General features: G+C 41.7%; 30 protein-coding genes. 3 read left to right on the forward strand and 27 right to left on the reverse strand.

Annotated elements, in window-relative coordinates; all coding sequences use genetic code 11:
• Window positions 1-92 precede the first annotated feature (92 nt).
• The 7 genes from maiA to DPF90_RS06225 form a co-directional block, all read right to left on the reverse strand.
• Window positions 93-746, reverse strand: coding sequence for a maleylacetoacetate isomerase (gene maiA, locus DPF90_RS06195; RefSeq protein WP_114785465.1), 654 nt, complete (start codon window positions 744-746; stop codon window positions 93-95).
• Complete coding sequence (locus DPF90_RS06200; RefSeq protein ID WP_114785466.1) at window positions 746-1,756, reverse strand: fumarylacetoacetate hydrolase family protein; 1,011 nt, start codon at window positions 1,754-1,756, stop codon at window positions 746-748. Before DPF90_RS06200 ends, maiA begins: the two co-directional genes overlap by 1 nt.
• 14 nt (window positions 1,757-1,770) lie before the next feature.
• Complete coding sequence (locus tag DPF90_RS06205) at window positions 1,771-2,910, reverse strand: homogentisate 1,2-dioxygenase (RefSeq protein ID WP_114785467.1); 1,140 nt, start codon at window positions 2,908-2,910, stop codon at window positions 1,771-1,773.
• Window positions 2,903-3,976 carry a 4-hydroxyphenylpyruvate dioxygenase gene (gene hppD, locus DPF90_RS06210; RefSeq protein ID WP_114785468.1) on the reverse strand — a complete coding sequence of 358 codons (1,074 nt, stop codon included), beginning with the start codon at window positions 3,974-3,976 and terminating at the stop codon, window positions 2,903-2,905. The genes DPF90_RS06205 and hppD overlap by 8 nt, the downstream gene beginning before the upstream one ends.
• Window positions 3,977-4,280: 304 nt before the next feature.
• Entirely contained in the window at window positions 4,281-4,754 is a 474-nt protein-coding gene (locus DPF90_RS06215) for a GNAT family N-acetyltransferase (protein ID WP_114785469.1), read from the reverse strand.
• A gap of 107 nt (window positions 4,755-4,861) precedes the next feature.
• Window positions 4,862-5,377, reverse strand: a complete 516-nt coding sequence (locus DPF90_RS06220; protein WP_114785470.1) for a flavodoxin family protein — start codon at window positions 5,375-5,377, stop codon at window positions 4,862-4,864.
• 23 nt (window positions 5,378-5,400) lie between these two features.
• Window positions 5,401-5,802 (reverse strand): putative signal transducing protein, encoded by a 402-nt coding sequence (locus DPF90_RS06225; RefSeq protein ID WP_114785471.1) that lies wholly within the window; start codon window positions 5,800-5,802, stop codon window positions 5,401-5,403.
• 369 nt (window positions 5,803-6,171) lie between these two features.
• Between DPF90_RS06225 and DPF90_RS06230 the strand changes: the two genes are divergently transcribed.
• The gene (locus DPF90_RS06230) at window positions 6,172-6,693 is read left to right on the forward strand and encodes a DUF2058 domain-containing protein (RefSeq protein ID WP_114785472.1); all 522 of its coding nucleotides are present in this window, start codon (window positions 6,172-6,174) and stop codon (window positions 6,691-6,693) included.
• 31 nt (window positions 6,694-6,724) lie between these two features.
• On the opposite strand, the gene DPF90_RS06235 is transcribed toward DPF90_RS06230, so the two are convergent.
• The 7 genes from DPF90_RS06235 to DPF90_RS06265 all read right to left on the reverse strand — a co-directional run bounded on the left by DPF90_RS06235 (window position 6,725) and on the right by DPF90_RS06265 (window position 10,724).
• The gene (locus tag DPF90_RS06235; RefSeq protein WP_114785473.1) at window positions 6,725-7,081 is read right to left on the reverse strand and encodes a VOC family protein; all 357 of its coding nucleotides are present in this window, start codon (window positions 7,079-7,081) and stop codon (window positions 6,725-6,727) included.
• A 6-nt stretch (window positions 7,082-7,087) separates the two neighbouring features.
• Window positions 7,088-7,519 (reverse strand): GNAT family N-acetyltransferase, encoded by a 432-nt coding sequence (locus DPF90_RS06240; RefSeq protein WP_114785474.1) that lies wholly within the window; start codon window positions 7,517-7,519, stop codon window positions 7,088-7,090.
• 27 nt (window positions 7,520-7,546) lie between these two features.
• Window positions 7,547-7,876, reverse strand: coding sequence for a zinc ribbon domain-containing protein YjdM (locus DPF90_RS06245; RefSeq protein WP_114785475.1), 330 nt, complete (start codon window positions 7,874-7,876; stop codon window positions 7,547-7,549).
• Between the two features lie 104 nt (window positions 7,877-7,980).
• The gene (locus DPF90_RS06250; RefSeq protein WP_114785476.1) at window positions 7,981-8,397 is read right to left on the reverse strand and encodes an MmcQ/YjbR family DNA-binding protein; all 417 of its coding nucleotides are present in this window, start codon (window positions 8,395-8,397) and stop codon (window positions 7,981-7,983) included.
• Between the two features lie 86 nt (window positions 8,398-8,483).
• On the reverse strand, window positions 8,484-9,020 hold the full coding sequence (locus tag DPF90_RS06255) for an AAA family ATPase (protein WP_114785477.1): 537 nt from the start codon (window positions 9,018-9,020) through the stop codon (window positions 8,484-8,486).
• A gap of 324 nt (window positions 9,021-9,344) precedes the next feature.
• Window positions 9,345-9,692 (reverse strand): PilZ domain-containing protein, encoded by a 348-nt coding sequence (locus DPF90_RS06260; protein ID WP_114785478.1) that lies wholly within the window; start codon window positions 9,690-9,692, stop codon window positions 9,345-9,347.
• Window positions 9,693-9,848: 156 nt separating this feature from the next.
• Window positions 9,849-10,724 (reverse strand): NAD(P)-dependent oxidoreductase, encoded by an 876-nt coding sequence (locus DPF90_RS06265; RefSeq protein WP_114785479.1) that lies wholly within the window; start codon window positions 10,722-10,724, stop codon window positions 9,849-9,851.
• Window positions 10,725-11,028: 304 nt separating this feature from the next.
• Here DPF90_RS06265 and DPF90_RS06270 point away from each other — a divergent pair, with 304 nt between their 5' ends.
• Window positions 11,029-11,697 carry a hypothetical protein gene (locus tag DPF90_RS06270; protein ID WP_114785480.1) on the forward strand — a complete coding sequence of 223 codons (669 nt, stop codon included), beginning with the start codon at window positions 11,029-11,031 and terminating at the stop codon, window positions 11,695-11,697.
• A 33-nt stretch (window positions 11,698-11,730) separates the two neighbouring features.
• On the opposite strand, the gene DPF90_RS06275 is transcribed toward DPF90_RS06270, so the two are convergent.
• The 4 genes from DPF90_RS06275 to DPF90_RS06290 form a co-directional block, all read right to left on the reverse strand.
• Window positions 11,731-11,955, reverse strand: coding sequence for a hypothetical protein (locus DPF90_RS06275; RefSeq protein ID WP_114785481.1), 225 nt, complete (start codon window positions 11,953-11,955; stop codon window positions 11,731-11,733).
• A gap of 89 nt (window positions 11,956-12,044) precedes the next feature.
• Window positions 12,045-12,521: a Dps family protein gene (locus DPF90_RS06280; protein ID WP_114785482.1), complete on the reverse strand. Its 477-nt coding sequence runs from the start codon at window positions 12,519-12,521 to the stop codon at window positions 12,045-12,047.
• 158 nt (window positions 12,522-12,679) lie between these two features.
• Window positions 12,680-13,027, reverse strand: coding sequence for a DOPA 4,5-dioxygenase family protein (locus DPF90_RS06285; RefSeq protein WP_114785483.1), 348 nt, complete (start codon window positions 13,025-13,027; stop codon window positions 12,680-12,682).
• Window positions 13,028-13,202: 175 nt separating this feature from the next.
• The gene (locus tag DPF90_RS06290) at window positions 13,203-13,574 is read right to left on the reverse strand and encodes a MarR family transcriptional regulator (protein ID WP_114785484.1); all 372 of its coding nucleotides are present in this window, start codon (window positions 13,572-13,574) and stop codon (window positions 13,203-13,205) included.
• A 219-nt stretch (window positions 13,575-13,793) separates the two neighbouring features.
• Here DPF90_RS06290 and DPF90_RS06295 point away from each other — a divergent pair, with 219 nt between their 5' ends.
• Window positions 13,794-14,468: a DUF2982 domain-containing protein gene (locus DPF90_RS06295; RefSeq protein WP_114785485.1), complete on the forward strand. Its 675-nt coding sequence runs from the start codon at window positions 13,794-13,796 to the stop codon at window positions 14,466-14,468.
• Window positions 14,469-14,493: 25 nt separating this feature from the next.
• On the opposite strand, the gene DPF90_RS06300 is transcribed toward DPF90_RS06295, so the two are convergent.
• The 9 genes from DPF90_RS06300 to DPF90_RS20330 all read right to left on the reverse strand — a co-directional run bounded on the left by DPF90_RS06300 (window position 14,494) and on the right by DPF90_RS20330 (window position 23,612).
• The gene (locus DPF90_RS06300) at window positions 14,494-15,141 is read right to left on the reverse strand and encodes an MBL fold metallo-hydrolase (RefSeq protein WP_114785486.1); all 648 of its coding nucleotides are present in this window, start codon (window positions 15,139-15,141) and stop codon (window positions 14,494-14,496) included.
• 84 nt (window positions 15,142-15,225) lie between these two features.
• Window positions 15,226-15,765 (reverse strand): peptidoglycan L,D-endopeptidase MepK, encoded by a 540-nt coding sequence (gene mepK, locus DPF90_RS06305; RefSeq protein WP_114785487.1) that lies wholly within the window; start codon window positions 15,763-15,765, stop codon window positions 15,226-15,228.
• A 178-nt stretch (window positions 15,766-15,943) separates the two neighbouring features.
• Window positions 15,944-17,497, reverse strand: coding sequence for a L,D-transpeptidase family protein (locus DPF90_RS06310; RefSeq protein ID WP_114785488.1), 1,554 nt, complete (start codon window positions 17,495-17,497; stop codon window positions 15,944-15,946).
• Window positions 17,498-17,606: 109 nt separating this feature from the next.
• Window positions 17,607-18,698 (reverse strand): DUF1513 domain-containing protein, encoded by a 1,092-nt coding sequence (locus tag DPF90_RS06315; RefSeq protein ID WP_205395170.1) that lies wholly within the window; start codon window positions 18,696-18,698, stop codon window positions 17,607-17,609.
• A complete protein-coding gene (locus tag DPF90_RS06320; RefSeq protein WP_114785489.1) occupies window positions 18,679-19,689 on the reverse strand; it encodes an imelysin family protein in 1,011 nt (336 codons plus the stop codon). Before DPF90_RS06320 ends, DPF90_RS06315 begins: the two co-directional genes overlap by 20 nt.
• A gap of 9 nt (window positions 19,690-19,698) precedes the next feature.
• On the reverse strand, window positions 19,699-21,087 hold the full coding sequence (locus DPF90_RS06325; protein WP_114785637.1) for a di-heme oxidoreductase family protein: 1,389 nt from the start codon (window positions 21,085-21,087) through the stop codon (window positions 19,699-19,701).
• Between the two features lie 115 nt (window positions 21,088-21,202).
• On the reverse strand, window positions 21,203-22,465 hold the full coding sequence (locus DPF90_RS06330) for an imelysin family protein (protein ID WP_114785490.1): 1,263 nt from the start codon (window positions 22,463-22,465) through the stop codon (window positions 21,203-21,205).
• Window positions 22,466-22,629: 164 nt separating this feature from the next.
• The gene (locus DPF90_RS06335; protein WP_114785638.1) at window positions 22,630-23,226 is read right to left on the reverse strand and encodes a GTP cyclohydrolase II; all 597 of its coding nucleotides are present in this window, start codon (window positions 23,224-23,226) and stop codon (window positions 22,630-22,632) included.
• Window positions 23,227-23,435: 209 nt separating this feature from the next.
• The gene (locus tag DPF90_RS20330) at window positions 23,436-23,612 is read right to left on the reverse strand and encodes a hypothetical protein (protein ID WP_420855721.1); all 177 of its coding nucleotides are present in this window, start codon (window positions 23,610-23,612) and stop codon (window positions 23,436-23,438) included.
• Window positions 23,613-23,901 lie beyond the last annotated feature (289 nt).

A 23,901-nucleotide genomic window follows, 5' to 3' on the forward strand; every position in this document is an offset into this window, starting at 1 on the left:
GTAAAGTGTAGATGGGCAGCCACCTATCAAGATAGTGAAAGATGGCTAGCTAATCATGTTATGGCAAGAAGACGTTTGCTACAAATCAGCCTTCATCCAATAACAGCATCAGGCTGATTTTCTGGCGCAGCATCAATGAATGCGGATAGCTCTCTTAATGCAGCAGAAACTTCTCTTATTATTGGAAATCCAGTCAGGTCAACATCAAAGCGCTCGGCATTATATACTTGTGGAATCAAACAAATATCAACCAAACTCACTTCATTGCCCACACAATACGTTCCTCTGCTTTTAGCCAGTTTTTGCTCTAAACCTTCGAATCCGAGTAGGATCCAGTGTTTGTACCAATCGGACTTGCAAGATTCTTCCAGCGACAATTCTGCCGTCAAGTATTGTAATACTCTGAGGTTATTTAATGGATGAATATCGACTGCAATATCCTGAGCCATAGCCTTAACTAGGTAGCGCTTCTGTTTATCCAACGGAGTCAATAAAGCTGTTGGATACGTTTCATCAAGGTAATCGATGATCGCTAGAGACTGATTAAGTTGTATATCACCATCAATTAAGACGGGAACAAGCTGGCTTGGATTTAAAGACTTAAAATCACTCGCATGCTGCTCGCCGCCATTTTTGACTAAATGAATGGACTTTTGTTGATACGCAAGCCCTTTGTAATTTAATGCGATTCGAACTCGATAGGCCGCTGATGAACGCCAATAGCCATAAAGCGTGATATTAGACATTAGTACTTCACCACTGTCTGGTCGATAGCGCCAAAAATGGAATCACCTGCTTTGTTTTTCATTTCTATTTTGATGGTATCGCCAAACTTCATAAACTGCGTAGAAGGCTTACTATCGCGAATGGTTTCTATCATACGTACTTCTGCAATACATGAATATCCTACTCCACCTTCTTGGATTGAAGTACCAAATTCAGTGCCTTGCTTATTCGATACCGTACCCGATCCTACAATCGCACCAGCGGAAAGAGGTCGAGTTTTGGCTGCGTGCGCGACTAGCTGCGGAAACTCAAAGGTCATATCCACGCCAGCGTTAGGGCAGCCAAATGGCTCATCATTGTAATAGGAAAGTAAAGGTAAGTTAACTTTGCCTCCATCCCATGCTTCACCTAATTCATCAGGCGTCACTGCAACTGGAGAGAAGACTGACGAAGGCTTTGATTGAAAGAATCCAAACCCTTTAGCCAATTCATTAGGAATTAAACCACGTAAAGAGACATCATTGACCAACATGATAAGGCGAATTGAATTAGCCGCTTGCTTAAGACTTGCGCCCATGGGTACATCATCGGTGATCACCGCAACTTCGCCTTCGAAATCGATTCCCCACTCTTCACTTCCAACCGGAATATCATCATGAGGACCGATAAAGGCATCGGAACCACCTTGGTACATCAGCGCATCCGTCCAAAAGCTTGGCGGCATTTCTGCGCCGCGCGCTTTGCGTACTAGTTCGACATGATTGACGTAGGCACTGCCATCGGCCCATTGATAGGCACGCGGTAATGGTGACTCACAAGCTTCTTGGTTAAAAGGCATTGAGTCAGCAACACGCCCTTCATTCAAGGCAAGGTAAACTTCATTCAACTGTGACTCAACTTTAGCCCACTGATCGAGCGCAAATTGCAGCGTGGGTGCAATATCTTTGACTGCCGAACAAACACTAAGATCTTTGCTTACGACCACCAGCTGGCCGTCACGAGTTCCATTTTTTAGGGTGGCTAACTTCATTATAATTCTCTTTGTTATTTATTAGGGTGTGATTTCCAGCTGTACACGTATTCCTGATTCTCAACCGATTGCGCTTCATCACTAAAGCTCAGTGCATGGCGAGTATCTATCATTACAGCCACTTCGTCAGTGAACTTTTTCTTGTACTCTCTGCCTGCTTGAAATGCTTTTGGATGAGGGCCGTGAGTGAAACCTGCCGGATGGAATGTCACCATACCTGCTTCTATGTTATCTCGGCTGAAAAAGTCACCCGCGTGATAGAAAAGGACTTCATCATAATCATCATTATTATGGTAGAAAGGTACTTTCAGAGCACCAGGATCACTTTCTATTGGGCGAGGGACGAAGGTACAGACAACAAAACCTGCACCAACAAACGTTGTATGTGCAGAAGGCGGCAAATGATATCGATGTGACATTAATGGTCTGATATCACGCCAGTTCAGTTTCACTACTGCCAAATCACCATGCCAACCAACAGCGTCAAGAGGATTAAACGGATAAGTGATCACGCTCACCTGACCATGCCTTTTGACTTGAACCTGTGTTTCTTGTTCGGAATATTGATCCTTAAACTGCTGATTGATTGATGGTACTTCTAACACTGCAGGATCAAAGACCGCATGATTACCTACCATACCTTTCTCTGGCAGTGAGTATGCAGCATCAGTGTTTTCAACCATCAAAATGAACAAAGGTTCTAAAGGTTCAATCCGCCAGTTAGTCGAACGCGGGATGACAACATAATCGCCTTCACCAACCGTCAGATGGCCATAATCACTGTACAAATCCGCTTTACCCTGATGAATAAAAAGCAGTTCATCACCATCAGCGTTTCGCACCAGAAAGTCCATCTTTTCTTCAAGACGCCAAGTGCGAATCTTACAATCGTTATTGAACAGTAGGTCTGGTACAGCCCACGGCGAAATTTGCGCCGCTTTTTCTACCAAATTGAAGTTAAACGCTCTTGGGCGCAAATCACCTTCCCACTCAATCCAACCCGTTGGAGCATGTTGATGATGAAAATGTGAGGCAGGTCCGAAGAAACCACTTCGGCCTGTTTCACGCTCATAAATAGCCTCTTGCGGAAAATCTGCATGCGCCTGCTTCGAGCACACTCCCTCCCGGTGAGGGAATGTAATCCACTTATGCATCGCTCAACACTCCTCGGCGAATTTGATCTTCTTCAATTGATTCAAACAGTGCCTTGAAGTTGCCTTCACCAAATCCTTCATTCCCTTTACGCTGAATGATTTCAAAGAAGACTGGCCCTATCACAGTTTGAGTAAATATTTGTAGTAAGATCCCATCTTTCATAGGTGCACCATCAATTAGGATTTGTAGTTCCTTAAGCTTATCAACATCTTCAGTGTGACCTTCAACTCGAGAGTTCACCTTCTCATAGTAAGTATCTGGGGTTGGCATAAAATCCATGCCTCGGTCACGCAGTGTCTGCACCGTTTGGTAAATATCGTCTGTTGACATTGCAATATGTTGAATACCTTCACCATTATATTCACGAATAAACTCTTCAATTTGCGATTTGTCATCAGAAGATTCATTGATAGGAATTCGAATTTTGCCACAAGGTGCGGTCATGGCTCGACTGACTAAACCTGTTAGTTTGCCTTCAATGTCAAAGTAACGAATTTCACGGAAGTTACCGATACGTTCATAGAAACCGGCCCAAGTATCCATATTGCCTTGCTTAACGTTATGAGTGAGGTGATCAATTTCAAACATACCCACGTCCGCTTTTTTCAAGCGATCGTCGGCATCATCATAAAAGTTGAAATCAACATCATAGATACTCTTCTTCCCATAGCGATCAACAAAGTACAGTAAGCTTTGTCCGATACCATAGACAGCGGGAATACTCAGCTCCATAGGCCCAATTTCGGTTTTAAATTCCTCTGCGCCGTTGTCAAGTGCGTGCTTAAGAGCAATAGAGGCGTCTTTTACACGAAATGCCATACCACAGACTGACGGGCCATGAACTTTGGCAAATTCTTCGGCTTGGCTATGTGGTTGAGCATTAACAATGAAACTGATGTCTCCTTGGCGATATAGCCATGCTTGTTTCGAGCGATGCTTAGCAATCTCTGTAAACCCCAAAGAAACAAACAAGTCTTTTAGTTGTCCAATACCCTCTTCTGTTGCGGCTGTGTATTCGACAAATTCAAATCCATCGGTTCCTAGTGGGTTATATTCCTGAGTCATTGTTTTTTCCTCTGTGATTTTATTGACGTCCTTTTCTATCTAACTTGTACTAACTTTTACGTTAAGGGAATAAAAGACCATCAAATTATTAAATCAGAAAAACACGTGGATTTTGTAAACAAAACGTAACACAGAGTTATCTTGTCAAAAAACTTCATGAGGATAAGGGAAATACAGGCCTTCATTGTAACATTTATTTTACAATTAATTTTCTATACTTGAATTGATCGAGGTACTTTCAAGTAATTCGATTTGCTCACATAACTTGTTACCCCAACCGTTAATGAGTTCTACATATCGAATCTCATTTGGGTAATGGTGATAACTCCATAACAAAGTTAGTCAGCAAATCGCCTCGCATTTCGACTTGTTGCTCACGCACGAGCTTAAATCCCATACGCTCATAAAAAGGGCGAGCGGTAATACTGACCTCGGAATAAAGTCTTGAGATACCACGTTGCTTGGCCTGCTCTATAACATATTCCATCATTGCACGACCGACGCCTTTCCCTTGAAACTTATAGTGACAAAAAAAGTGATCAATCAACCCAGAATCTTGCAAATCTGTATAGCCTGCAACCTGACCATTGATTTCAGCAATATAGGGACTGATTTGCAGCATTTTTTCCTGCCAAACTTCTTGATTCCAGTTATCTGGCGCCCATGCTTCAACTTGCTGCTGAGAGTAATGCTGAATATTAATATTGCGAACAGTGAAGAAAAACACTTCCCATAGTGCCTGTACGTCTTCAGGCTTGTATTGACGAATTGTAATCATTAACCGCTCTTTAAGTCTTAATACAAGACTCGCATCTTGTGCTAGAAGTAACAAAAAATCAATACATTACCATGAGCCGTATATAGATATCGAAAGACAGACGAAAGTTAATCAACCGATTCGTGGCAAATACTTTCACTGAACCATTGCGCGATTGCATTCGCTTTCGAGAGGTTATTTTCTTTATTGACTGGAAGGTAGCCAAAGCCCCTGAACACAAATTGCATATATTCAGCGGTCAGTTCAAATGGCTCAATAAAACAATCTGGTAATTCTTGCTCATGACCAGTAGAAAGCACAGAAATTTCTTTCCCTTGTAGCTTGCGCCCGAGAGATTTTTCTATGGTCAATAAATCAGAAAGTCGGTCAAAGAAGACCTTGAGTTGTGCGGACATCGAGTACCAATAAACAGGGGAAGCAAAGACAATATGATCATAATTCTTTAGCATGCGAATCAGTGGGATAAAGTCATCATTGCGATTTTCATGAAAATAATCGTAATACGATATTTTGTAATCCGCTAAATCAAACACTTCAGCTTGGGTCAGTTCAACGAACTGATTGACCAAATAAAGTGTATTCCCATCTGCTTTTGACGTCCCCAACACCACTGCTATCTTCATTGGAAATCCCTCCAATAATTCAGCTATTTCGCATTTTCACAAAAATGCCCGCACTCCTTGCATCGATATCCATGTTTGCAGAAAAACAATGGAAATCCAAGAAGTATAAATACCAAAAACGCAGAGCGTTTACCTTTGGTAAACGGCTCAATTTTTACACTATCACATTTTGGACAATGATCTTGTGAAGTGGCGCTTTGTTCAGCACATAATACATCTGAAAAGTCAGTGCTCAGAATATTCTCGGCTTGCTCTAGATCTTGCTCAGCAACCATCAAGCGCACACCCCCGATTGCATTAGAGTACAACCACTGCGTATTGATCGTATGCTCATCAGCAATACAAGTCTCAATACCAGCCGCCTCAAGACTCGCTTTCGCAATATGCGCTTCATGCGGAAACGAAAAGCGCGCGACAACAATCATACTTCACCCTCCGGTGCTAGGCCTTTAGAACAAAAGATAGCATTAATCACTATTAAAGCGATTCGTACCGACCCTAGCAATAGTAAAGCTGGCTTGGGTGAAATTTTTACATTCCTCAAACATAAAGGCCCAACCGAAAGCTAGTTTTGTATATCAAACGCCGTTTTGGGATCGATAGAAAATGTAACGAGTTCGTCGCAATCCTGATAGAGATTTAAGTCCGGCTCTGGCGTCATCCCAAAAGAACCAAATGAAACACGTCCACATTAGATTCAAAGAAGTCATAGAATTGAGTTAGTTAAAGCATCTTTATTTGCTCGTCATGTATCTATAAAATAGCGGGGTTTATTTATTAAATGTGGAAAAACCATGGCAAAGCTATCGCTGCAAGAACAAATGTTGAAAGCTGGTTTAGTGAATGAAAAGAAACTAAAGAAGGCGAAGAAAGGATCCAAAAAATCTCGCACTCAAGCTCGTGAGGTTAAAGCCGCTGTAGAAGAGCAAAAACGTCAGCAGCAAGAGCGCGACAAGGCACTCAGTACAGAAAAAAATGAGCAGCGCCTCAACAAAGAAATTCAGTCGCAGATTAAGCAACTCATTGAAATGAATAAGCTTGCTAATAGTGACGGCGACATTAAGTATAATTTTACCGATGGCACATTAGTTAAATCTCTATATGTCGATAGCCTAATGCGTGAACAACTTATTAAAGGGATATTAGCTATTGCACGCTTTGGTGAAGGTTATGCGGTCATTCCTAGTGTGGTGGCAAACAAAATTTCGCAGCGCGATAGCGATATCATTATTGACCTAAAAGAGCCTGAATCTGATGTCCCTGCAGAAGACGATCCATACGCTGACTTTGTAGTACCTGATGATCTTATGTGGTGATCGGTTGTGCCACTCATACATGAGTGGCTAATTACCCCATTTTACCTCGCAAGCCGATAAGATTACCAAAGGGATCTTCCATCTGGCAGATAGATTGCCCCTGTTCAATCTCCATTGGACCTCGATATAAGGTTGCCCCTATAGATTGCATAAAGTCGATTGATTCCCTGATATTATCCACCAACCAGTAAAGGACGGTTCCTGACTTCCCAGACGACACCTTGTTATCGGCTTGGACAATCTCCAGCGAAAACCCTTCAATATCGAGTACAGTAAAATCAAACTCGGGCAGATAACGGGGAGAGGCAAGAGGAAACGCTTTCTGGTACCACTCAAGTCCTACAGAGACGTCAGGTACGTGAACAAGAAGTGCAATTGGATTATACAGAATATTTTATTCCTCATAGGTTAGGTAGTGGTATCCACCAAACTCGTCCATGTGTTGTGATTGACTTATAAAGCCATGAGATTGATAGAAGTTTAACGCTGATTTATTTGGCTGCATACATTTTAAATTTAAGCTAGTGTATCGGGATTTAACAAACTCAAGTAACCGAGCACCAATGCCTTTTCTCGTATATTCAGGCGAGATGTAAAGGTGATGGATAAAGTTCTCAGGCTCCCAAATAGAAATAAACCCAACCGGCTTACCTTTGCAAAGAGCTACCCATATTTGCTCACCTTCCACATCAATATCAAAATCAGCAAGACAAAACTGCTTGCTATCTAGCCATTTAAAAGTCGTTGTTCTCGAGGCCAGATAAATCTGCCTCAGTATTGGTAAGAATTTATTTTGATTTGAGGTAATAATGATTTCATCTGGCACCGCGCTTCTCCCCGACTCCGATACAGATTATGACTTTTTAACAAAATGAGCCGTGATCATCATCTCTCCTGCTCCATCTACTTTGCAATCTAACTGATGGTCTTTACCTTCGACTATCCGCTTTATTAAAGCCTTGGTACCGATTTTTAATACCAAGGAGCTGCTTTTCACTTTGAGATCCTTTGCTAAGGTGACTTTGTCGCCTTCTACCAACTCATTGCCATTCGCATCTTTGACGGTCACAATTTCTGGCTTTTCGTCTGGGTTCCACTCATAGGCACATTCTGGACACACAAGGTGGTTCTGATCTTGGTAAACATAGTCAGATTGACAGTTTGGGCATGAGGGATAAGACATAAAAAGTACTCCAGTTACGATATCCTGCAATAATACCTAGCTAGCACTCAAAGCGCTAGCTAGGTGCAAAATTTGGGGATAAACAACATTATATAGGTGAGCACCTAATCTATGGGTTTGATTGCGGCGTTCCCCAAACCGCTGAAATTGCCGATACTAAGGGCAACATCGCCAGAATCCGTTTGCGGTGTCTTAGTTTTGCTTTTTGAAACCATACGATAAGATTCAGTAATATAATGCTTAAGCTCATCATCTCGATACCAAATCGTATCAAGTTGTTGGATCCACTTTCCATCACGACCCGAGGCATGAGGCGCGGGTGTATAGCCTTTATGGCTTTTTAGAAACTCATAATTTGAGTCTGACGTTTTAAAACTAAATGCAGGCTTTCCACTTCTGCCTCTCCCACCAAAAGCGAATACTTTTCCATTGATTTTCCAAACATGGCCATTACCACCTTGAGCCACTTGGGTGGTATCAGGTAGCGAGCGACAAAATGCATTAAACTGGTCATAATTCAAGTTAAAATCCTCTTTATTTTACGACTAACCCTGAGAAAAGGCCGAGTAAAAATGAGGAAGAAAGTAAAGCGTCGTCACTAACACGCTCAGATAGATGGTAGGTTGTTAATAACGAAGTTTGCTCGCTCTGCTATTGAAGCTTTAGGCATCTCAACCAATTGATAACCAAACCTTTCGTATGCATTTACCATCTGCTGATACGTCGCAACCGCTTGACTAAAGTCTTGCTTACGTTCTTCATCATTCTTATAAATTTCCTCCCAAGGAGGAAAGATAAAAACCTTTGAGTTATACATAAGCTCATTACATCGATTTATTAGTTCGGTAGATAGGAAAATTTGCTCAAGTTGGCTATATCCGTAACAATCTATAATGCTACGGTCATAAAACATTACATTAGGATCGGTATACATTTTGTGATTACGCACTTCTTGAATAATCATTAGATCGCGAAACGCTGTTTTATTTGCCCATGGAAGGCCTGTACCGCCAGTCCTTATTTGATCTTGAATCACTTTACGTCCGGACTCTGGTGCTGACGTATATCCCATGTCGCTGAGGTGCTCTAATACGGATGTTTTTCCCGCACCAGGGCCACCAGTAAACACAATTCTGTTATTCATATATCTTCTGATTTCTGATGAGTATTCATCGGCCTATTCTAATGTCTGTGCTCAAAATCATGGGTAAATAGGATAACCGAGTAAATAATATCGCTATGACTCAGTTTTCAATGACAGAGACCCAACTTGAAAAAGTCATTGGTATTCATCGCTTCCCAGTAAGCAAGAACTACACTTTTCGCATCCATTACACACCGTCTATTTTTGTAAAATAAACAGCAGGTTAGCAAAAAAGAATGTAATAGGTAAATGTATTGTCTGACGTTTTGAGATATGTATCCTTGACACAGCAATGGCACAGTCAGTCGCTGTGCAATACTCTGCTCAATGGATAGATCTTGCAAAATGCGATGGGTACTCTTGGATGATATGACGTTGTTCTTCAACCATATTTTTAAAGGTTGGCCCTTCATTCAGTTTAAGAATAACTTCGCCATTATCAAAGCGCAGAACCGCCCCTTTGAACTCTATTTTCTCTTGGCTGTGAAGCTCAAGAGTGCCCGACATCAACAGACCTTTATACCAGTCGGTAAACATGTTCATCACAACACGTATACCTCCTTCTGACACCTCTGTGACATAGAAAATCTGATCGTATATACGTATACAAGGCCGAGCTTTCTTAGGATACTTCAAGCGATAAAATTCTCGTTTTTGATTCTGTTCAATCATAAGCAGTCTCCTACCACAACAAATAGCTTGTTCTTGCGGTCCTATCTCCTGATATGAAAACAATTAATTCCTACATCTAGTATCGACCTCAGTGACAATAACTTTAGAATATTCCAATTCGAGCAGAAGATAGTCGAGTTCCCCCCTTTTATAAAACTAGGCTAAATCATAAGCTTTAATCAGGGCTGACGTATCCATTCGGCCCAAACCTTGCTTCTGAAGAGCAGCATACATACCATCGACTTCCTCTGTCATAGGCAAGGATATATTCTTACTTGATGCTTCATTTAAGCAGATACCCAAGTCTTTTCGCATCCAGTCAATAGCAAAGCCAAAGTCAAATTTTCCTTGAGACATTGTCACGGCACGATTCTCCATCTGCCATGAACCTGCAGCTCCATGTTGCAGAACGTTCACTACTTTTTCTATATCCAAATCCGCAGACTGTGCAAGCTGAAGGGCTTCACTCAACCCCTGCAAAATACCCGCTATGCATATCTGATTGACCATTTTGCAGCGCTGCCCCTGACCATTTTCTCCAAGAAGAACGGCTTGCTTACCATATGTATCAAATACCGGAGACAGAGCTTCAAATACTTGTGTTTCTCCTCCACACATAATAGTCAGAGCTCCGTTTTCAGCGCCAGCTTGCCCTCCTGAGACTGGAGCATCGACAAAATGTACGTTTTTATCATTACAAGCTTTTGCTAATTCCTCAGCCAGCTCAGCTGAAGTCGTAGTGTGGTCTACTAAAATAGACCCTGGTTTCATGGCCGCTAAAGCGCCATTGTCACCAAGCACAACACTTCGAACATCATCGTCATTACCCACACATACAGCAACAAGATCACAACCTTGCGCAGTCAGATAAGGCGTGGCAAAGCATTGGCCCGAATGCTGCTCGGTCCACTGCTCTGCTTTTTCGATAGTACGGTTATACACACGAGTAACAAAGCCTGCATTCGACAAATGCACCGCCATGGGGAAGCCCATTACACCTAAGCCGATAAATGCCACTGTCTCTATTTTCATGTACTACATCCTTATGTTAGGCGGTTCAACTAACTGAGTATGATATCACATATACTTTTGTTTTTACTAAGTTAGTTGAATAGTGAACAAACCATATAGTTTCACTGAGGCATGGGTCTATAAAGTGCAAAAAATTATCTTCTGCGATTGGCTGTAGGAAATATTTTGAGTTAATCTTTTATAAAACTCAATGCATACTTTCGCAAAAATCATCTTCGCTGTTTACGTATGATAATTACTAAGCGTAACACCGTTAGAACCTATCCATGAGTATTTTCTCTACAACAACTAAGGACGTAATACTATGCCAAATGGTGTGACACTCTATAACAAGTATCTTTTTGGAGACTGTATTCAATCTACAGTTATTCAAAGTTTAAATAACGCACCTGGACTTCCGGGTAGCGGAGGAATAGATAGCGATACGGCTGGCCGTATCGGTTATAAAAATATAGACACGGGCGCAAAAGTCGCTGGATCCAACAAAGGCAGAATTCAAGGAATATGTTGCGGTATTACCGCTGGGTGGATGGTAGCTCTACTAGGCGGAAATGAAGAAGCCGTAGCACATAACCAGTTCACCAGTTTTTTTAAAGGTCCACTAAGGTTTCAAGGGGGCTATGTCAAAGACTTTAAAGGCAATTCTTCATCAATAAAAAGCTTACTCGCTGGGTTCGGCCTTAAAAACACTAATAAAGCAAACTCCTCAGAAACAATGACACCTGAAAAAATCACCTCTGTGTTACCAGGCGAACAAGGTTACTGGGCAGGTTATCTTTCAGCCTACGCTCATGCAATCGGAATCGGTTATAAAAATTATAGGTATTTTATTATGGAACCCAATGGAGGCTTGTTCGAATACCGCAACAAGAAAAAATTTGCAGCAGACCTAAAAGCTTTTCTGAAGGCAAGGCGTGACAGAAAAAGCCCAGGGACTGACGCAACCATGGAAGCTTATTTCTATACGTCTTAAACATGAAAGCAGGGCGTTGCCCTGCTTTTTCATTTAATGAGGAGAGTCACAAGGGTCGTACCCAAACTCTGATTGTTGGTAAATATCTGATAAAGCCTTTTCTTTTCTCAACTTCGTTGATCTTTTCAGGGGTTTGATATTATCCCCCCCCTGTAACTCTAACGCTTTTTCATGTGCTTTAGCTGAGCGAATAAACTCAGGGTTATTTAACGCCACTTGGCGCAGGCGGTTAACACGTTCAAGGGTATCCCATAACATAATTCACCTCCAAATAACTGGTTACATATACAGTATACACATCTCCAACTACAACTCAAGAAAGAACTGGTTATTTAACCAAATACACTTTAGTTCATATATGCATTAAACATCCACATTAATTTTTCTTGTTCGCGAATATAATCACCCATGAGTGCTGCAGTACCTTCATCGTCAGCATCTTCAGCTTGGGCTAAAATTTGGCGCTGTTGAACAAGTAGAGCGCTAAATCCGTGTACTAAGCCCCGAACACACTCTTGTCCTGTGGTTGAATTTTGGTGTTCTTGAATACTACTTTTATTCAGATATTGGCTGAAGCTATGATCTGGTGTAGAACCAATCGTCAAAATACGCTCCGCCAGTTCATCAATCTTGGTTTGTAAATCAACATATATTTCTTCAAACTTTTCGTGAAGTTCAAAAAACTGCTGACCTTTAATATTCCAGTGATAACCTCGTGTATTCATATATAATACTTGGTAGTGCGCTAACAAAGCATTTAACTCGTTTGCAAGAGCTTGAGACTTTTCGTTATTTAGGCCGATTAAGTTTACTTGGTTGGTCATAATCTATTCCTCATCAATTTATTCGGGTTTTACCCTTTCTTTGAGTTCAATATACACATTAGTTTACAATTGATGAAGGCATTCATATCTATATAATTGATAGTCATAAACTATCAAAAAACATTCAATGGTTAGAAGAGAAAAAGAGGTAGGCGCCGTTAGTTGTTATCAAGTGCTGAGAGATTAAGCTCAACGGGTTTTCCTAACCAATAGGCATACTCTGTATGATCAGTAATGTCATCACCAGTAACGGCATGGACTAGAATAGACAAGCCTCCACGAGCGTTATCTAGCCAAGGGATTAATTGCTCAAAATCTGCTTTCTCAAAACTGATAGAAAAGTTCCACATCGTATGTGGCCCAACTAATTTCTGATGAAAGCGCCCTACTGCTAAAGTGAAATCTTGAGTAACCTTTGACCGTAGCTGCGCGGCAAAATCACTTGTTTGAGCATCAAAATAAACATGAGCATGGTAGGACTGATGAATATTGGTTGGGAAAGTCATGAAAAGTTCACTTTAGATAGGTGTGTAATCCCCCTAATATACCATATCAGCGTGGGAAGAGCTCACTTCTCAAACAGATCACAGGTAGTGTACCAACAAAAAGAGCCTCGATATTATCGAAGCTCCAACTGGTACTGCGTATCATTTCGCATAGATGTCTACTAGCTAGCGTTTTTTAAACGGTCTTATAAATAACTTTATTACCAGCTAGCTGTTCTTTCGCGACTAGATTCTCTTCTAGTAATTTTTTAAGTGCACTTGTTGCCCAAGAAGCGGCTTTTGATTCCTCTTGTCCAGCAGCAAGGCCGATACCTTTAGGGTTGATACCGTCAGCATTGGCAACGACAATATCAAGTACTTGCTGCTGCTTAGGTGTTAAACTAGTGTCTACCACTTTCGCTACAGCCGCTTTCTTTTCCGTAGCGGCAACTGTGACTTTTTTCTCAGCCTGTGGCTTTTTGCTTGGTGTCGCTTCTTCTTTAGCAACCGCCGCCTTCAAGTGCTTTTGCAGTTTCATCTGCACTTTGCGCTTATGAGCTAGTCTCATCGAGTATCTCTCCATTTCACTGCATTATGAGCAGTGGAAAAAAATTAATGGCGTTTTATAGCAAAAATCTGACGACATTGACAGTATCTAACAAGCTTAATCCAGTAAAAATACGTGTTCTACTAGGTGGAGGCTACAATTTAATCTACACCTAATGTGATCTATGCTGTGGCCACTGAATATATAAACAGAGGTAAAAAGATTTACTGGGAGCGAACTATGGAAACATTGCATATTACCCATCAACCTATCCAACTATCTTCCCCAGGAGCAAAATTGCTCGCAGCAATTATTCTGGCAGGCCTCATTTCTCTTGTAGTCCTTGCACCCAACTTGCAGCTGGCAATTATTACCTTAATTGCTGTACTAATTTTTCTCGGTTTTGCGCAATGGTTAGTCCACAAAAGTACGGTTTGCTACACCTTGACTGCTTCTCACTTTCAGCAACATCTACACAAGGGAGGCTGGGTAGTGAAATGGAACAATATCGGTAAGATTGGTATTTGCCATTATGACAACCAAGGATGGCACCAGCCCTTGCCATGGATTGGTATCAAATTAAAGCGATACTCTCCTTATTTAGAAAGTATATGCCCGAGAATTGCTACGGATATTCTTTTAAGTCAACGTGCCCTGCTGTATATGGGGATGAAACAAAGTATTCTGAATGCTCACTTCGAAGACATAGTACTTGACTCAAAACCGTATAAAAGTGAGCAAGGCAGAGAATATCGAGGCTTACAAGCAATGCTGGCAAACCGAATGAACTACCAAAGGAGCTATTTTGACTATGACATCTTTATTTCAGCCAATGATATCGACCGAAGTGCTGAAGAATTTGTCGGCTTAGCAAGGCGCTATATGGCTGCTGCAGAGCCAGAAGGTACGAATTGACCTGACGAGCATTCTTCGTCAACCACTATAATTCATCTGCAACAAATGGGTTTGATGCTCGCTCATAGCCGAATGTGGATTCTGGCCCATGACCCGGTACAAACCTTACATCGTTACCCAAAGGCCAAAGTTTCGTTTTAATTGAGCGTATCAGTGTATCAAAGTCACCTTTAGGAAAATCCGTACGTCCCACAGAACCGTTGAATAAAACATCTCCGACAAACGCCAATTTTGCTGATTCACTAAAGAGCACAACATGCCCTGGGGTATGTCCTGGAGTATGATAAACCTTCAAACACTCTTTACCAAAATGTATTGTGTCACCATCGTTGAGCCACTTGGTAGGTTCAAAAGCCTGAGTAGGCGGAAAGCCAAACATTTGACTTTGCTCTGCAAGTCCTTGGAGCCAGAAGTTATCGTCTTTGTGAGGGCCTATGATATTGACGCCACCCAAAAGCACAGAAAGTGATTGAGTTCCACCAACATGATCTAAATGTCCATGAGTTAAAATAAGCTGAGCAATGTTAATCCCATTGGCTTTGATTACCGAGGATAATTGCTCAACATCTCCTCCCGGATCAACAACAATACCGTCCATCGTTTCATCACACCAAACAATAGAACAGTTTTGAGAAAATGAGGTGACAGGAACAACTTGGTACTTAAGAGACATATCCTAGCCTTAATCAATAACTAAACTGGCAAGACTATGACACTTGGGGAGGTTTTTGACAACCTTATAGCATAAATCTATTGTCTACCAGTGGCGTACTGGCCCGGTATCTATATGGACGAAGTTACTTCTTGGATAATAGCCTACTCCTCCCGCTTTTAGATCCATAGCTACATCTCGTACCTGTTTTAGGTTAACACCGTCTAAGCGAAAATCGATTGCCTGCCCCAGCATGTGATAACTTTTTTTGGCAACCCCACTCGATACTGAACGCAATGCTTGATTGGTTTCAGGTGAGCGGTAACCAGAAATAATTTGAACCTGAGTATCCACACCTAATTCAGACTGGATCAGGGAGATCATATCAAACAAATTCTTATCCATCTGATGAACTTGGTTTAAACGAAAATCTCTGCAAATATTATCGATTCGAGCCAATTCTCTGTTTATATAATTTCGACCATCGAAGTAGCAAGATTCTAGCTCCTCACCTGTATGCAAATTATTAAATGCAAGGCTCCGCGGTGCTGTGGCACATGCTGATAAAGCAACAGATGGTGTGCAACTCGCTGCAATAACACTGCCACTGGCAAATTTGATAAAATCTCTGCGAGAGAAGTTCACAATAAGGCCCCATTCATATCTTTGGCGAATATATTTTGAGCGAGGACCTTACCTAACAATGAATGAGAGTGCAAACGCCAAAACGCGTTTTTACAGGCGCAGATACTCTTGCGTCAGGTTACTATCTGACAAGGTTAGAAAAAACCAAGATGTGAATAAATGTTATTTTTTGGCAAATTTAGCTTTTACCATGGATTCGTCTATCAAAACGATATATATCGTCCCTGTATTGAATTTTTCCACCTTCCGACCACGCGGTTTGGTAAATGATGTGCACAGGAACTTTGCGTGTAAGAGGAATCGCCTGGTTAGCGGCTACTTCGTTTTCATCGACTAGCGACATATCGGCTCCTTGTCGTTTCAACAAAATTGAAGCAAACTGCTCAGCATTTTCAACTCGAACACACCCCGAGCTAAATGCTCTACTTACTTCTTCAAAAAGTTCTTTACTTGGCGTGTCATGCAAGAAAATTGCTCGTCGATTTGGCGTATTAAACTTGTATAAACCCAAGGCGTTATTATCACCTGACAATTGCGTCATTTTGTAAGGAAATGAACTCGGACGAAGGTTCTGCCAATCAATTTCGTTAGGATCGATTAACTCTTTAGAACCCCACCTTGGTACAATAGTAATATTTTCTTTGACCAGATATTCAGGGTCTTTCTTAACCCTAGGTATAATGTCACGTACCATAATCCGCCAAGGCACGTTCCAAGTAGGATTGAGAATCAATGATTCAAGTTCAATAGTCATCAAGGGGGTCGGCCGGCCTCTGCGTCCGACCACTACCTTGGACTCGAACACTTCTTTACCAGAAGACCAGTATTTCATCTCGAAACCGGGCACGTTCACAATAATCAGGTTATCGAAATTAATCGGCCACAAACGACTTCGTTCAGCATTTAGAGCAAGGATAGCCAGCCTTTTATGGGGCGATGTGTTTAACCACCGCAAAGTGTTAGAACCTATAACACCGTCATCCTTTAAACCATGCAGTCTCTGAAACTCTTTGATTGGCGCTTCTAATGTTTCGTCATACCAATCAACATCGCGCCTAACTCCTGATAAATCAACATCTACCATTTCCATTCGCACAAGAAGAATTTCTCGATTGTCCAGAGGCTCACCAACCCCTCTAAGCCCTTCCTGCGTGTATTCTGGAATGTCCAATTTAGTGAACTTAACCACATGAAGGTAGCTATCAAGCAATTTCTGATAGTCCGAGCTATCAGGGGTATAAGCTTCGATGAGCTCGCTCAGTTGCTTGTTTACTATGGATGACACCACCATTTGTAGAACAGCACTGCTCAACCTTGGGAGTGGCTTATACAACATAGATTTGAAAAACCAATCATAGCCCAACACTTTGGCTTGTTCGGCATAACTGATGTAGAGAAGCAGAGTGTCTGTTGCTAGAACGTCATATTCATGCCAACGGTTGCTTTTCCGATAGTATTCCAAGTATTGAAGTTGGCGGGAAAAAAGAGGGCTAAACCCTGCGCTTGCAATAACCTCCAACTGGAACTCAAGACGAGTGCTTTGTTGAAGATCGAACCATATAAAGCGATTATCATACTCATGATAAATACTCTCTACATCTTTTGAGAACTGCAAGACACGAAGAACATGGCTATCTTTCTCCAACCAACCAATTTGTTCAAAGTAACTATTAGCTAAAGATTGGAAAGGCATCAAAATTACTAGCAGCAATAAAGGATACAACCTAGCCATCTTACTCTCCGATTCCTTCATGTAGATCGAAAGTATGGCAGAGAAATAAGAGGCTAGTAGTAAATGTTGATAAGAAAGTTAATTTTTTTAAGTTTTACAATAAGCTAGGTTAAAAAATCCTCGACCAATGGTTATCCCATTGAATTCCCGACTGAATTTTGTTCTTTTTGTGTGGGGAGTGTTGGGTGATAATACCTCCAGCACCCGAGCTAATTTTGAAATACCCCGCATCTGCAATCACTCCGGATGCATCAGGTAATGCATTTAACTCTTCCAACAGACCGGTTTGTTTGGACCAAATACCATAACAGTTTCCTCTTGGAGATGTAGCCAGAATCCACTCTTCCGTCGCCGCAATACTAGCAATATAGTGATTAAACCTAGCCCATTGCTCTGGCTGAGCATGTAAAGAGCGCATTTCTCCACCTTGTGTGTGCATAGCTAATAGAGATGGATACGCATCGGGTTCACCTCTATATTGCTGACCACAAAGGACAGTATCAGACCCATCGTGAGCAAGATGACGAATACTCAGGTGGTGATCAGGTAGAGAGATTTGTTCTACTAGCTCACCAGTCGCGTCTAAATAACTCAAACTTGGCTTCATAGATGAGAGGTTCACCGGCTTGCGTCCATCGGTATGAACCCCGCCAACTCCGATAGCAAGTTTATCATCGGGCATCACAATAACCTCATGAGGCCCGATACCAAAGCCTGTGAATTCGGCCACCTTTTTGTAGCCAGCGAGCACATCATAAACTCCAATGATCCCTCTACTGGTTATACGCTCTCCCTCTGTCGCATACAACCACATACCATCATTTGAGTAGACACCATGTCCGTAATAATGTCGATTAGGCGTTGCGGTCGTGAGAGTAATTGTTTCACCCGTTATGTAGTCAAACACAATAAAGTACTGACCAGGTCGCCTTGCAAAGGCAACGGCATGATTCAGTGTTTGATGAGTTGCAACACCATGACCACGTGATGGAAGTGGCAGTTGTTTGAGAGGCAAACCTTGTTCGTCAGCAATAACAACAGAGTATTTATCTCTACCTTGTAGGGCACAACCAATAAGAGCAGGCTTTCTCGTTGACGTAACCTTGTTTGCACACCCGAGCGGAAGTGCAGGCACAGCTATCCCCACCAGTGCTGCTTTTAGTAGGTTACGTCTTGTATTATCAGTCACCATCTGTTGCATTAAACCCTATTACCACGCCCAATTTAATCGCCACTTCCTCATGAATAAGATACTTAAGCTGTTCCAATTTGTTATATTGGGCATAAGCGACGCGATAGCCTTCTTTAGATTGAAGTAATTCAAATAAGCTTTCTTCAACGGGCCATGTTTCCAAAGTAGATGAGAACTGGCGCGTTATACTATTAGCAAGCTGAATATGCCCATTTTGACGTAAGGTATAATCTAACCCATTACCATCAGACAGATACAAAGTTTGCATTGCAGTAATATTTGCTTTTAAGTTTTTCATTGACGTGCGAGAGCGCCATGATTCGGCAAAATAAGGCCGTGGCTTACCAAACTTTGCAAGCGGACGAGTCATCTTCTTCATACTGTATTCCAGTTGATTGGACAGCAAAGAAATGTACTCAGAAGTCCACGCCTTTTCATCTAATCCTGACCAAGGGTTTTCTTCCCAAGCAGAAGCTATCAGAGCCGCATTATTGGCCAAATTACTCGCAATTGCTGTTGCGACTTGACAGTGTTTAGTTGAAGACTTAAGCGTTGAATCTCGGTCATATAGCAACCATTCAATGGAACCAAGGCCTTGAACAGTCACACTCTGCTCGGCAATATCATCTTGGTTCCAATGTTTGTCACTATTGACCAAAGCTGCCATTTTGCGGCCCGTTGTGTTCTTTTTATCCGGCCAAAACTGTATATTCCAACTCTTTTCCAAAGCGCTCTCTGGGCCTCTTTCTTGGCCTTGTAGTGCCATCCAGGACAACATGGTTTGCTGCCACTGCTGTTGAACTTGTTGTAAATCCCCATCTTCACAAAAGGTGAGCATTTCGCTTTCTAATTTATTGGCTTGCTGCATGAAATGTTTAGCAGAAGCTAATTCTACCTGATACACACCTTGACTAGGGTGCTCCTCTTCATAAGACACCAAACTACAACCTGCTACACTGGTCAGTAGAAAAGTAATAGCGGCTATTGATAAAGGCTTCATTTCCTTTCCTTATAATGAATTCAGGAATGCTATCAAAGCATCACGTTGCTTTTGATTAAATGTCAGCACCGTCTGTTTTGACGACTCGGCTTCACCACCATGCCAAAGTACCGCTTCCATTAAATTACGTGCTCGACCATCATGCAGGAAGTAGGTATGTCCATTAACCTCTTTGGTATAACCAATTCCCCAAAGCGGGGCTGTTCTCCACTCTTTTCCATTAGCTAAATATTCCGGGCGATTGTCTGCTAAGCCCTCCCCCATATCATGCAATAGTAAATCCGTATATGGATGGATGGTTTGATTGGATAATGCTGGCAAACCTTCACGTACTGATGTGGTGACTTGACTCTTATGGCAACTGTCACAACCTGCTTTAACAAATAAGCTTTGTCCTAGTTTGACGTTTGGTTGATCCAAATTGCGTCTTGTTGGAACGGCTAGATGTTGCGTGTAAAACTCAACGAAATCAAGTATATTATCACTTACTTCTGGTTCTCCACCATTGGGCAGCTCGGCGCAGAGGGTTTGCTTTGAAGTGCAGTTTTCATTGGGAAATAGGCGACTAGTCAGACCGACATCACCATTAAACGCCGCAGCATTTTGCTGCATTAGGGTTGGTTGACCTGACTTCCAACCAAATCGGCCAATAGCAAATTGGTTTTTCTCAACATCCCACACCTTATTCACTTTGCCAGAAATACCATCATTATCATTATCACTTTCGTCTGCCCATGACATGAGTGTTTGTTCTGAGATACTTTCCAATAGCCCTAAACCAATCATTGGTGGTGCGACACGAGTAGAAAACTGGGTATCAGGGTGCATTTTACCGTAGACAAGCTGCTGTAGTTTTAGCTCAGGTTTACGTAAGATGACTTCTGTTCCATCGGCAAAGCGCACGGGAACTTGCGTATAAGTGATACTTATCTGTCCTTCTGCTACTTGATCTTGCAGAGCGAAGTCTTGAAGCTGACCACCATACGTCGGCTCTGGTACAATCCCTTCTTTTATGAATATCTTTTTCTGCTCGGCTGACATAGCAGGGATGCTCAGACGAACTAACATCGATACTGCATGAATATCATCTTTCTCAGGCGGATGTCCTCGACCATCTTTAATATGGCAGTTCTGACACCCATTAGTATTGAAAAGCGGACCTAACCCATCTCTTGCATCTGTCGTTGCAGGCGCTTGAATCCATGGATTACGGAAAAAACTGTTACCAACACTAAAATCAAGTCGTTTAGTCAAGGGGAGATTAGCGGCAGGAAGTGAGAAAGCGTTAGATCCTTCCTTTGCTACGCTTGTCGCTCCGCCAGAATCTAACTCATATGCCGGTACACTGCTACTCAGGGTGATCAAAGTGGCTAACAAGGATTTAAAGTACAACTTCATACTAAAGTTTCTCAGGAAAATGGCACCACATAATTGAGATGAGTTCTCATTAAAATATGGCTTTAAAAACAACAAAAGGGCTCTAAAAGAGCCCTTATAAAAACGTGTATCTTAATTAGAATTCATGATCCGCTGTATCAGGGTTCAGACTGCTAATACCGACAATTTTTGCGGCACGTTCAATAGAGGCAGTTTGATCGACAAGAGACATAATAGTTTTGTTAACCAACGCATTACCTTTTACATTATCGGAAGCAATCAGTTGATCAAAGTACTGACTATTTTTTTCCGCTGATGTAACAAGTTGTCCTACTTGAGTACGAGTCGTATCGAACTGTTGCTGGATTTCTTTCGCTGCTTTTGCATCTTTTTGAGCCACTAATTGAGCAATGCTTGCACCAGAAACTACTGTTCCATCAATTCGCGTGTATGAGCCAGTGTAGACATTGTAAATGCCCTGCTCGTTGTAGTAATGCGAGTTGTGGGTGTTATCTGAAAAACAATCGTGCTCGTCTTCGGTAGAGTTAGCTTCCAACGCCACTTTCATCCGTTCACCTGCAAGTTCTCCCAGAGAAAGAGAACCCATACCAAATAGCATCTTGCGTAAGCCATTATCCGCAGATTCGTTTAGAAGCTGCTCTCTGTAATTGCCCTTAACACCCGCTTGCCACTGTTTCTCCATCCACTCCAGATCTTGGACTAAAAGATCGGCAGTCGCTTTTAAGTATTCTCCGCGACGATCACAGTTACCATTGGTACAACCTTTACCAACTACAAAATCCGTATAAGCACGCTCGCCAGCTCCCGCCTGAGTGCCATTTAAGTCCTGTCCCCATAGAAGGAATTCAATGGCATGATAACCACTAGCAACGTTCGCTTCAGAGCCGCCGATTTCATTAAGGTCTGCGATGGTTTTTGGTGTTAGTTTATTAACATCTAATTCAGTTGCACCGATCTTAAGCTTTTTATTGGCAACAATATTTGCACTCGCACCTTCGTTACCTAATTCGTATTGGTAGCCAGTTGCAACATAGTCAATAAGACCTTCATCAAGAGGCCAAGCGTTAAGTTGACCTTCCCAATCATCAACTATTGAATTGCCAAATCGAAAGACTTCTGACTGCTGGTATGGTACTCGCGACTTAATCCAAGCTTGCTTTACTTGATCTAATGATTTTTGTGAAGGCGCGGCTAAAAAGGATTCGATAGACTTGTCTAGCGCCTTAGCAGTTGTCAGTGCATCGGAAAATACCGCATGAGCAACATTAGCGTACTGCTCTACGACCTGTTCTTTTGTCACATCTGCAGCAAAAACTGAGCCACTGGCAATCAAAAGTGATGTAGCCACAGAACGGGCCAAAAGTGATTTTACATTCATTTAAAAGCGTCCTTGGTGAACTTAATAATTATTCTGATTTACAAGTGCTAATTATTCTCATTTGCACTCATTGACGCAAATAATACAAACTTGGATTTTTTTTGCAAGTCATATACTAGAAAGCCCCATAAAAATGAGGCTTTTGTCAGGGGAGGTTCAAGGCACTATAATTTCAGATCATGGTTCCCATGAGCAATTTTTGCCTTGAGATAGTTCTTATTACCGTCTTTAACGTGAGCAGACGTGTTAATCGATTGCTCTACGGCAATACCATGCTCACTCAGCTCTCGAATCTTTTTGGGATTATTGGTAATCAATTGAATTTTCGATACACCAAGAGCTTCAAGCATCTGCGCTGCTTCAGAGAAATCACGAAGATCATCACCAAAGCCTAAATGATTGTTCGCCTCATAAGTATTCATCCCTTCACTCTGTAGCTTGTAGGCATCAATCTTGTTATACAGCCCAATACCTCTTCCCTCCTGCCTCAAGTAAAGGATTATACCTCCTTGCTCTCCAAGCTTACGGATGGTTTCATCTAATTGTTCACCGCAATCACATCGAGAAGAATGAAAAACATCGCCAGTCAAACACTCAGAGTGTATGCGAACGATAGGAACAGATTGTGTTTGGTCAGCTTGTTTAAATACTATCGCTACGTGTTCTTTATCCGTCTTGAGCCCTTCAAAAGATAAGAGTTCAGCCTCTATGTCGCTATTCACACCGACTTTAAAATCTACTCTGGCTCTAACTTCCGCCATAACCCTACTCACTTGATTCATTATTATTGTCTGTTTCTTTGATTATAGAAACCTTACGGGTGACTAACTAAGAGGATTCATTTGGTATAAATCAATGGTCAGATCACTTAATGTTATAATATAACATGTTTGGTTTTAGGCAATAAAAACCTCAGCGGATTCTATCACTGAGGCCTTTTAATGTGTACAAAAGAAGATACTTATTGTGTTTAGTGATTATGACTGTTTTTCCATACAGAAAGCTCAACCCACATATCTGCAAGAAACTGCAGCTCTTCTTCAGTGAGTAAAGAGAGTGTCGGCTTAGTATGTGGCAAAGAGTAGGCCTGCAAAGCGCTAATTTGGGCATAAAACTCTTTATGCAACTGAGATATTTTTGTTTCCACCACGGTTCTCTGCCTGTCTTTGCAAAAATAAATAACGAAAGCTACGTACGTTGAAAATGATAACAAACTTGATAATTGCAGCAATTCAGCAAACTGCGTTTTGCAACATAGTTCACATTTGGTTTTAATGCCATACCGTTACAATTCAATGAATTATCTCACAATGCTCCTCATCTACGCTGAATTACTTAAATACAGTTTGTATGACAGGTGATATTACATCACCCAAAATAATGTAGTTGCATATACTGTATACATGTCGTTCAAATAACCCACGCAATGGAGCGCT

The sequence above is a fragment of the Vibrio tetraodonis genome, from assembly GCF_003350295.1.
Classification (GTDB): Bacteria; Pseudomonadota; Gammaproteobacteria; order Enterobacterales; family Vibrionaceae; genus Vibrio; species Vibrio tetraodonis.

Bases quoted from the DNA above. Each gene is read 5' to 3' on its own strand.
- maiA (WP_114785465.1), bottom strand. From the start codon at position 746: ATGTCTAATATCACGCTTTATGGCTATTGGCGTTCATCAGCGGCCTAT.
- DPF90_RS06200 (WP_114785466.1), bottom strand. From the start codon at position 1,756: ATGAAGTTAGCCACCCTAAAAAATGGAACTCGTGACGGCCAGCTGGTG.
- DPF90_RS06205 (WP_114785467.1), bottom strand. From the start codon at position 2,910: ATGCATAAGTGGATTACATTCCCTCACCGGGAGGGAGTGTGCTCGAAG.
- hppD (WP_114785468.1), bottom strand. From the start codon at position 3,976: ATGACTCAGGAATATAACCCACTAGGAACCGATGGATTTGAATTTGTC.
- DPF90_RS06215 (WP_114785469.1), bottom strand. From the start codon at position 4,754: ATGATTACAATTCGTCAATACAAGCCTGAAGACGTACAGGCACTATGG.
- DPF90_RS06220 (WP_114785470.1), bottom strand. From the start codon at position 5,377: ATGAAGATAGCAGTGGTGTTGGGGACGTCAAAAGCAGATGGGAATACA.
- DPF90_RS06225 (WP_114785471.1), bottom strand. From the start codon at position 5,802: ATGATTGTTGTCGCGCGCTTTTCGTTTCCGCATGAAGCGCATATTGCG.
- DPF90_RS06230 (WP_114785472.1), top strand. From the start codon at position 6,172: ATGGCAAAGCTATCGCTGCAAGAACAAATGTTGAAAGCTGGTTTAGTG.
- DPF90_RS06245 (WP_114785475.1), bottom strand. From the start codon at position 7,876: ATGTCTTATCCCTCATGCCCAAACTGTCAATCTGACTATGTTTACCAA.
- DPF90_RS06255 (WP_114785477.1), bottom strand. From the start codon at position 9,020: ATGAATAACAGAATTGTGTTTACTGGTGGCCCTGGTGCGGGAAAAACA.
- DPF90_RS06260 (WP_114785478.1), bottom strand. From the start codon at position 9,692: ATGATTGAACAGAATCAAAAACGAGAATTTTATCGCTTGAAGTATCCT.
- DPF90_RS06265 (WP_114785479.1), bottom strand. From the start codon at position 10,724: ATGAAAATAGAGACAGTGGCATTTATCGGCTTAGGTGTAATGGGCTTC.
- DPF90_RS06270 (WP_114785480.1), top strand. From the start codon at position 11,029: ATGCCAAATGGTGTGACACTCTATAACAAGTATCTTTTTGGAGACTGT.
- DPF90_RS06275 (WP_114785481.1), bottom strand. From the start codon at position 11,955: ATGTTATGGGATACCCTTGAACGTGTTAACCGCCTGCGCCAAGTGGCG.
- DPF90_RS06280 (WP_114785482.1), bottom strand. From the start codon at position 12,521: ATGACCAACCAAGTAAACTTAATCGGCCTAAATAACGAAAAGTCTCAA.
- DPF90_RS06285 (WP_114785483.1), bottom strand. From the start codon at position 13,027: ATGACTTTCCCAACCAATATTCATCAGTCCTACCATGCTCATGTTTAT.
- DPF90_RS06290 (WP_114785484.1), bottom strand. From the start codon at position 13,574: ATGAGACTAGCTCATAAGCGCAAAGTGCAGATGAAACTGCAAAAGCAC.
- DPF90_RS06295 (WP_114785485.1), top strand. From the start codon at position 13,794: ATGGAAACATTGCATATTACCCATCAACCTATCCAACTATCTTCCCCA.
- DPF90_RS06300 (WP_114785486.1), bottom strand. From the start codon at position 15,141: ATGTCTCTTAAGTACCAAGTTGTTCCTGTCACCTCATTTTCTCAAAAC.
- DPF90_RS06310 (WP_114785488.1), bottom strand. From the start codon at position 17,497: ATGGCTAGGTTGTATCCTTTATTGCTGCTAGTAATTTTGATGCCTTTC.
- DPF90_RS06315 (WP_205395170.1), bottom strand. From the start codon at position 18,698: ATGCAACAGATGGTGACTGATAATACAAGACGTAACCTACTAAAAGCA.
- DPF90_RS06320 (WP_114785489.1), bottom strand. From the start codon at position 19,689: ATGAAGCCTTTATCAATAGCCGCTATTACTTTTCTACTGACCAGTGTA.
- DPF90_RS06325 (WP_114785637.1), bottom strand. From the start codon at position 21,087: ATGAAGTTGTACTTTAAATCCTTGTTAGCCACTTTGATCACCCTGAGT.
- DPF90_RS06330 (WP_114785490.1), bottom strand. From the start codon at position 22,465: ATGAATGTAAAATCACTTTTGGCCCGTTCTGTGGCTACATCACTTTTG.
- DPF90_RS06335 (WP_114785638.1), bottom strand. From the start codon at position 23,226: ATGGCGGAAGTTAGAGCCAGAGTAGATTTTAAAGTCGGTGTGAATAGC.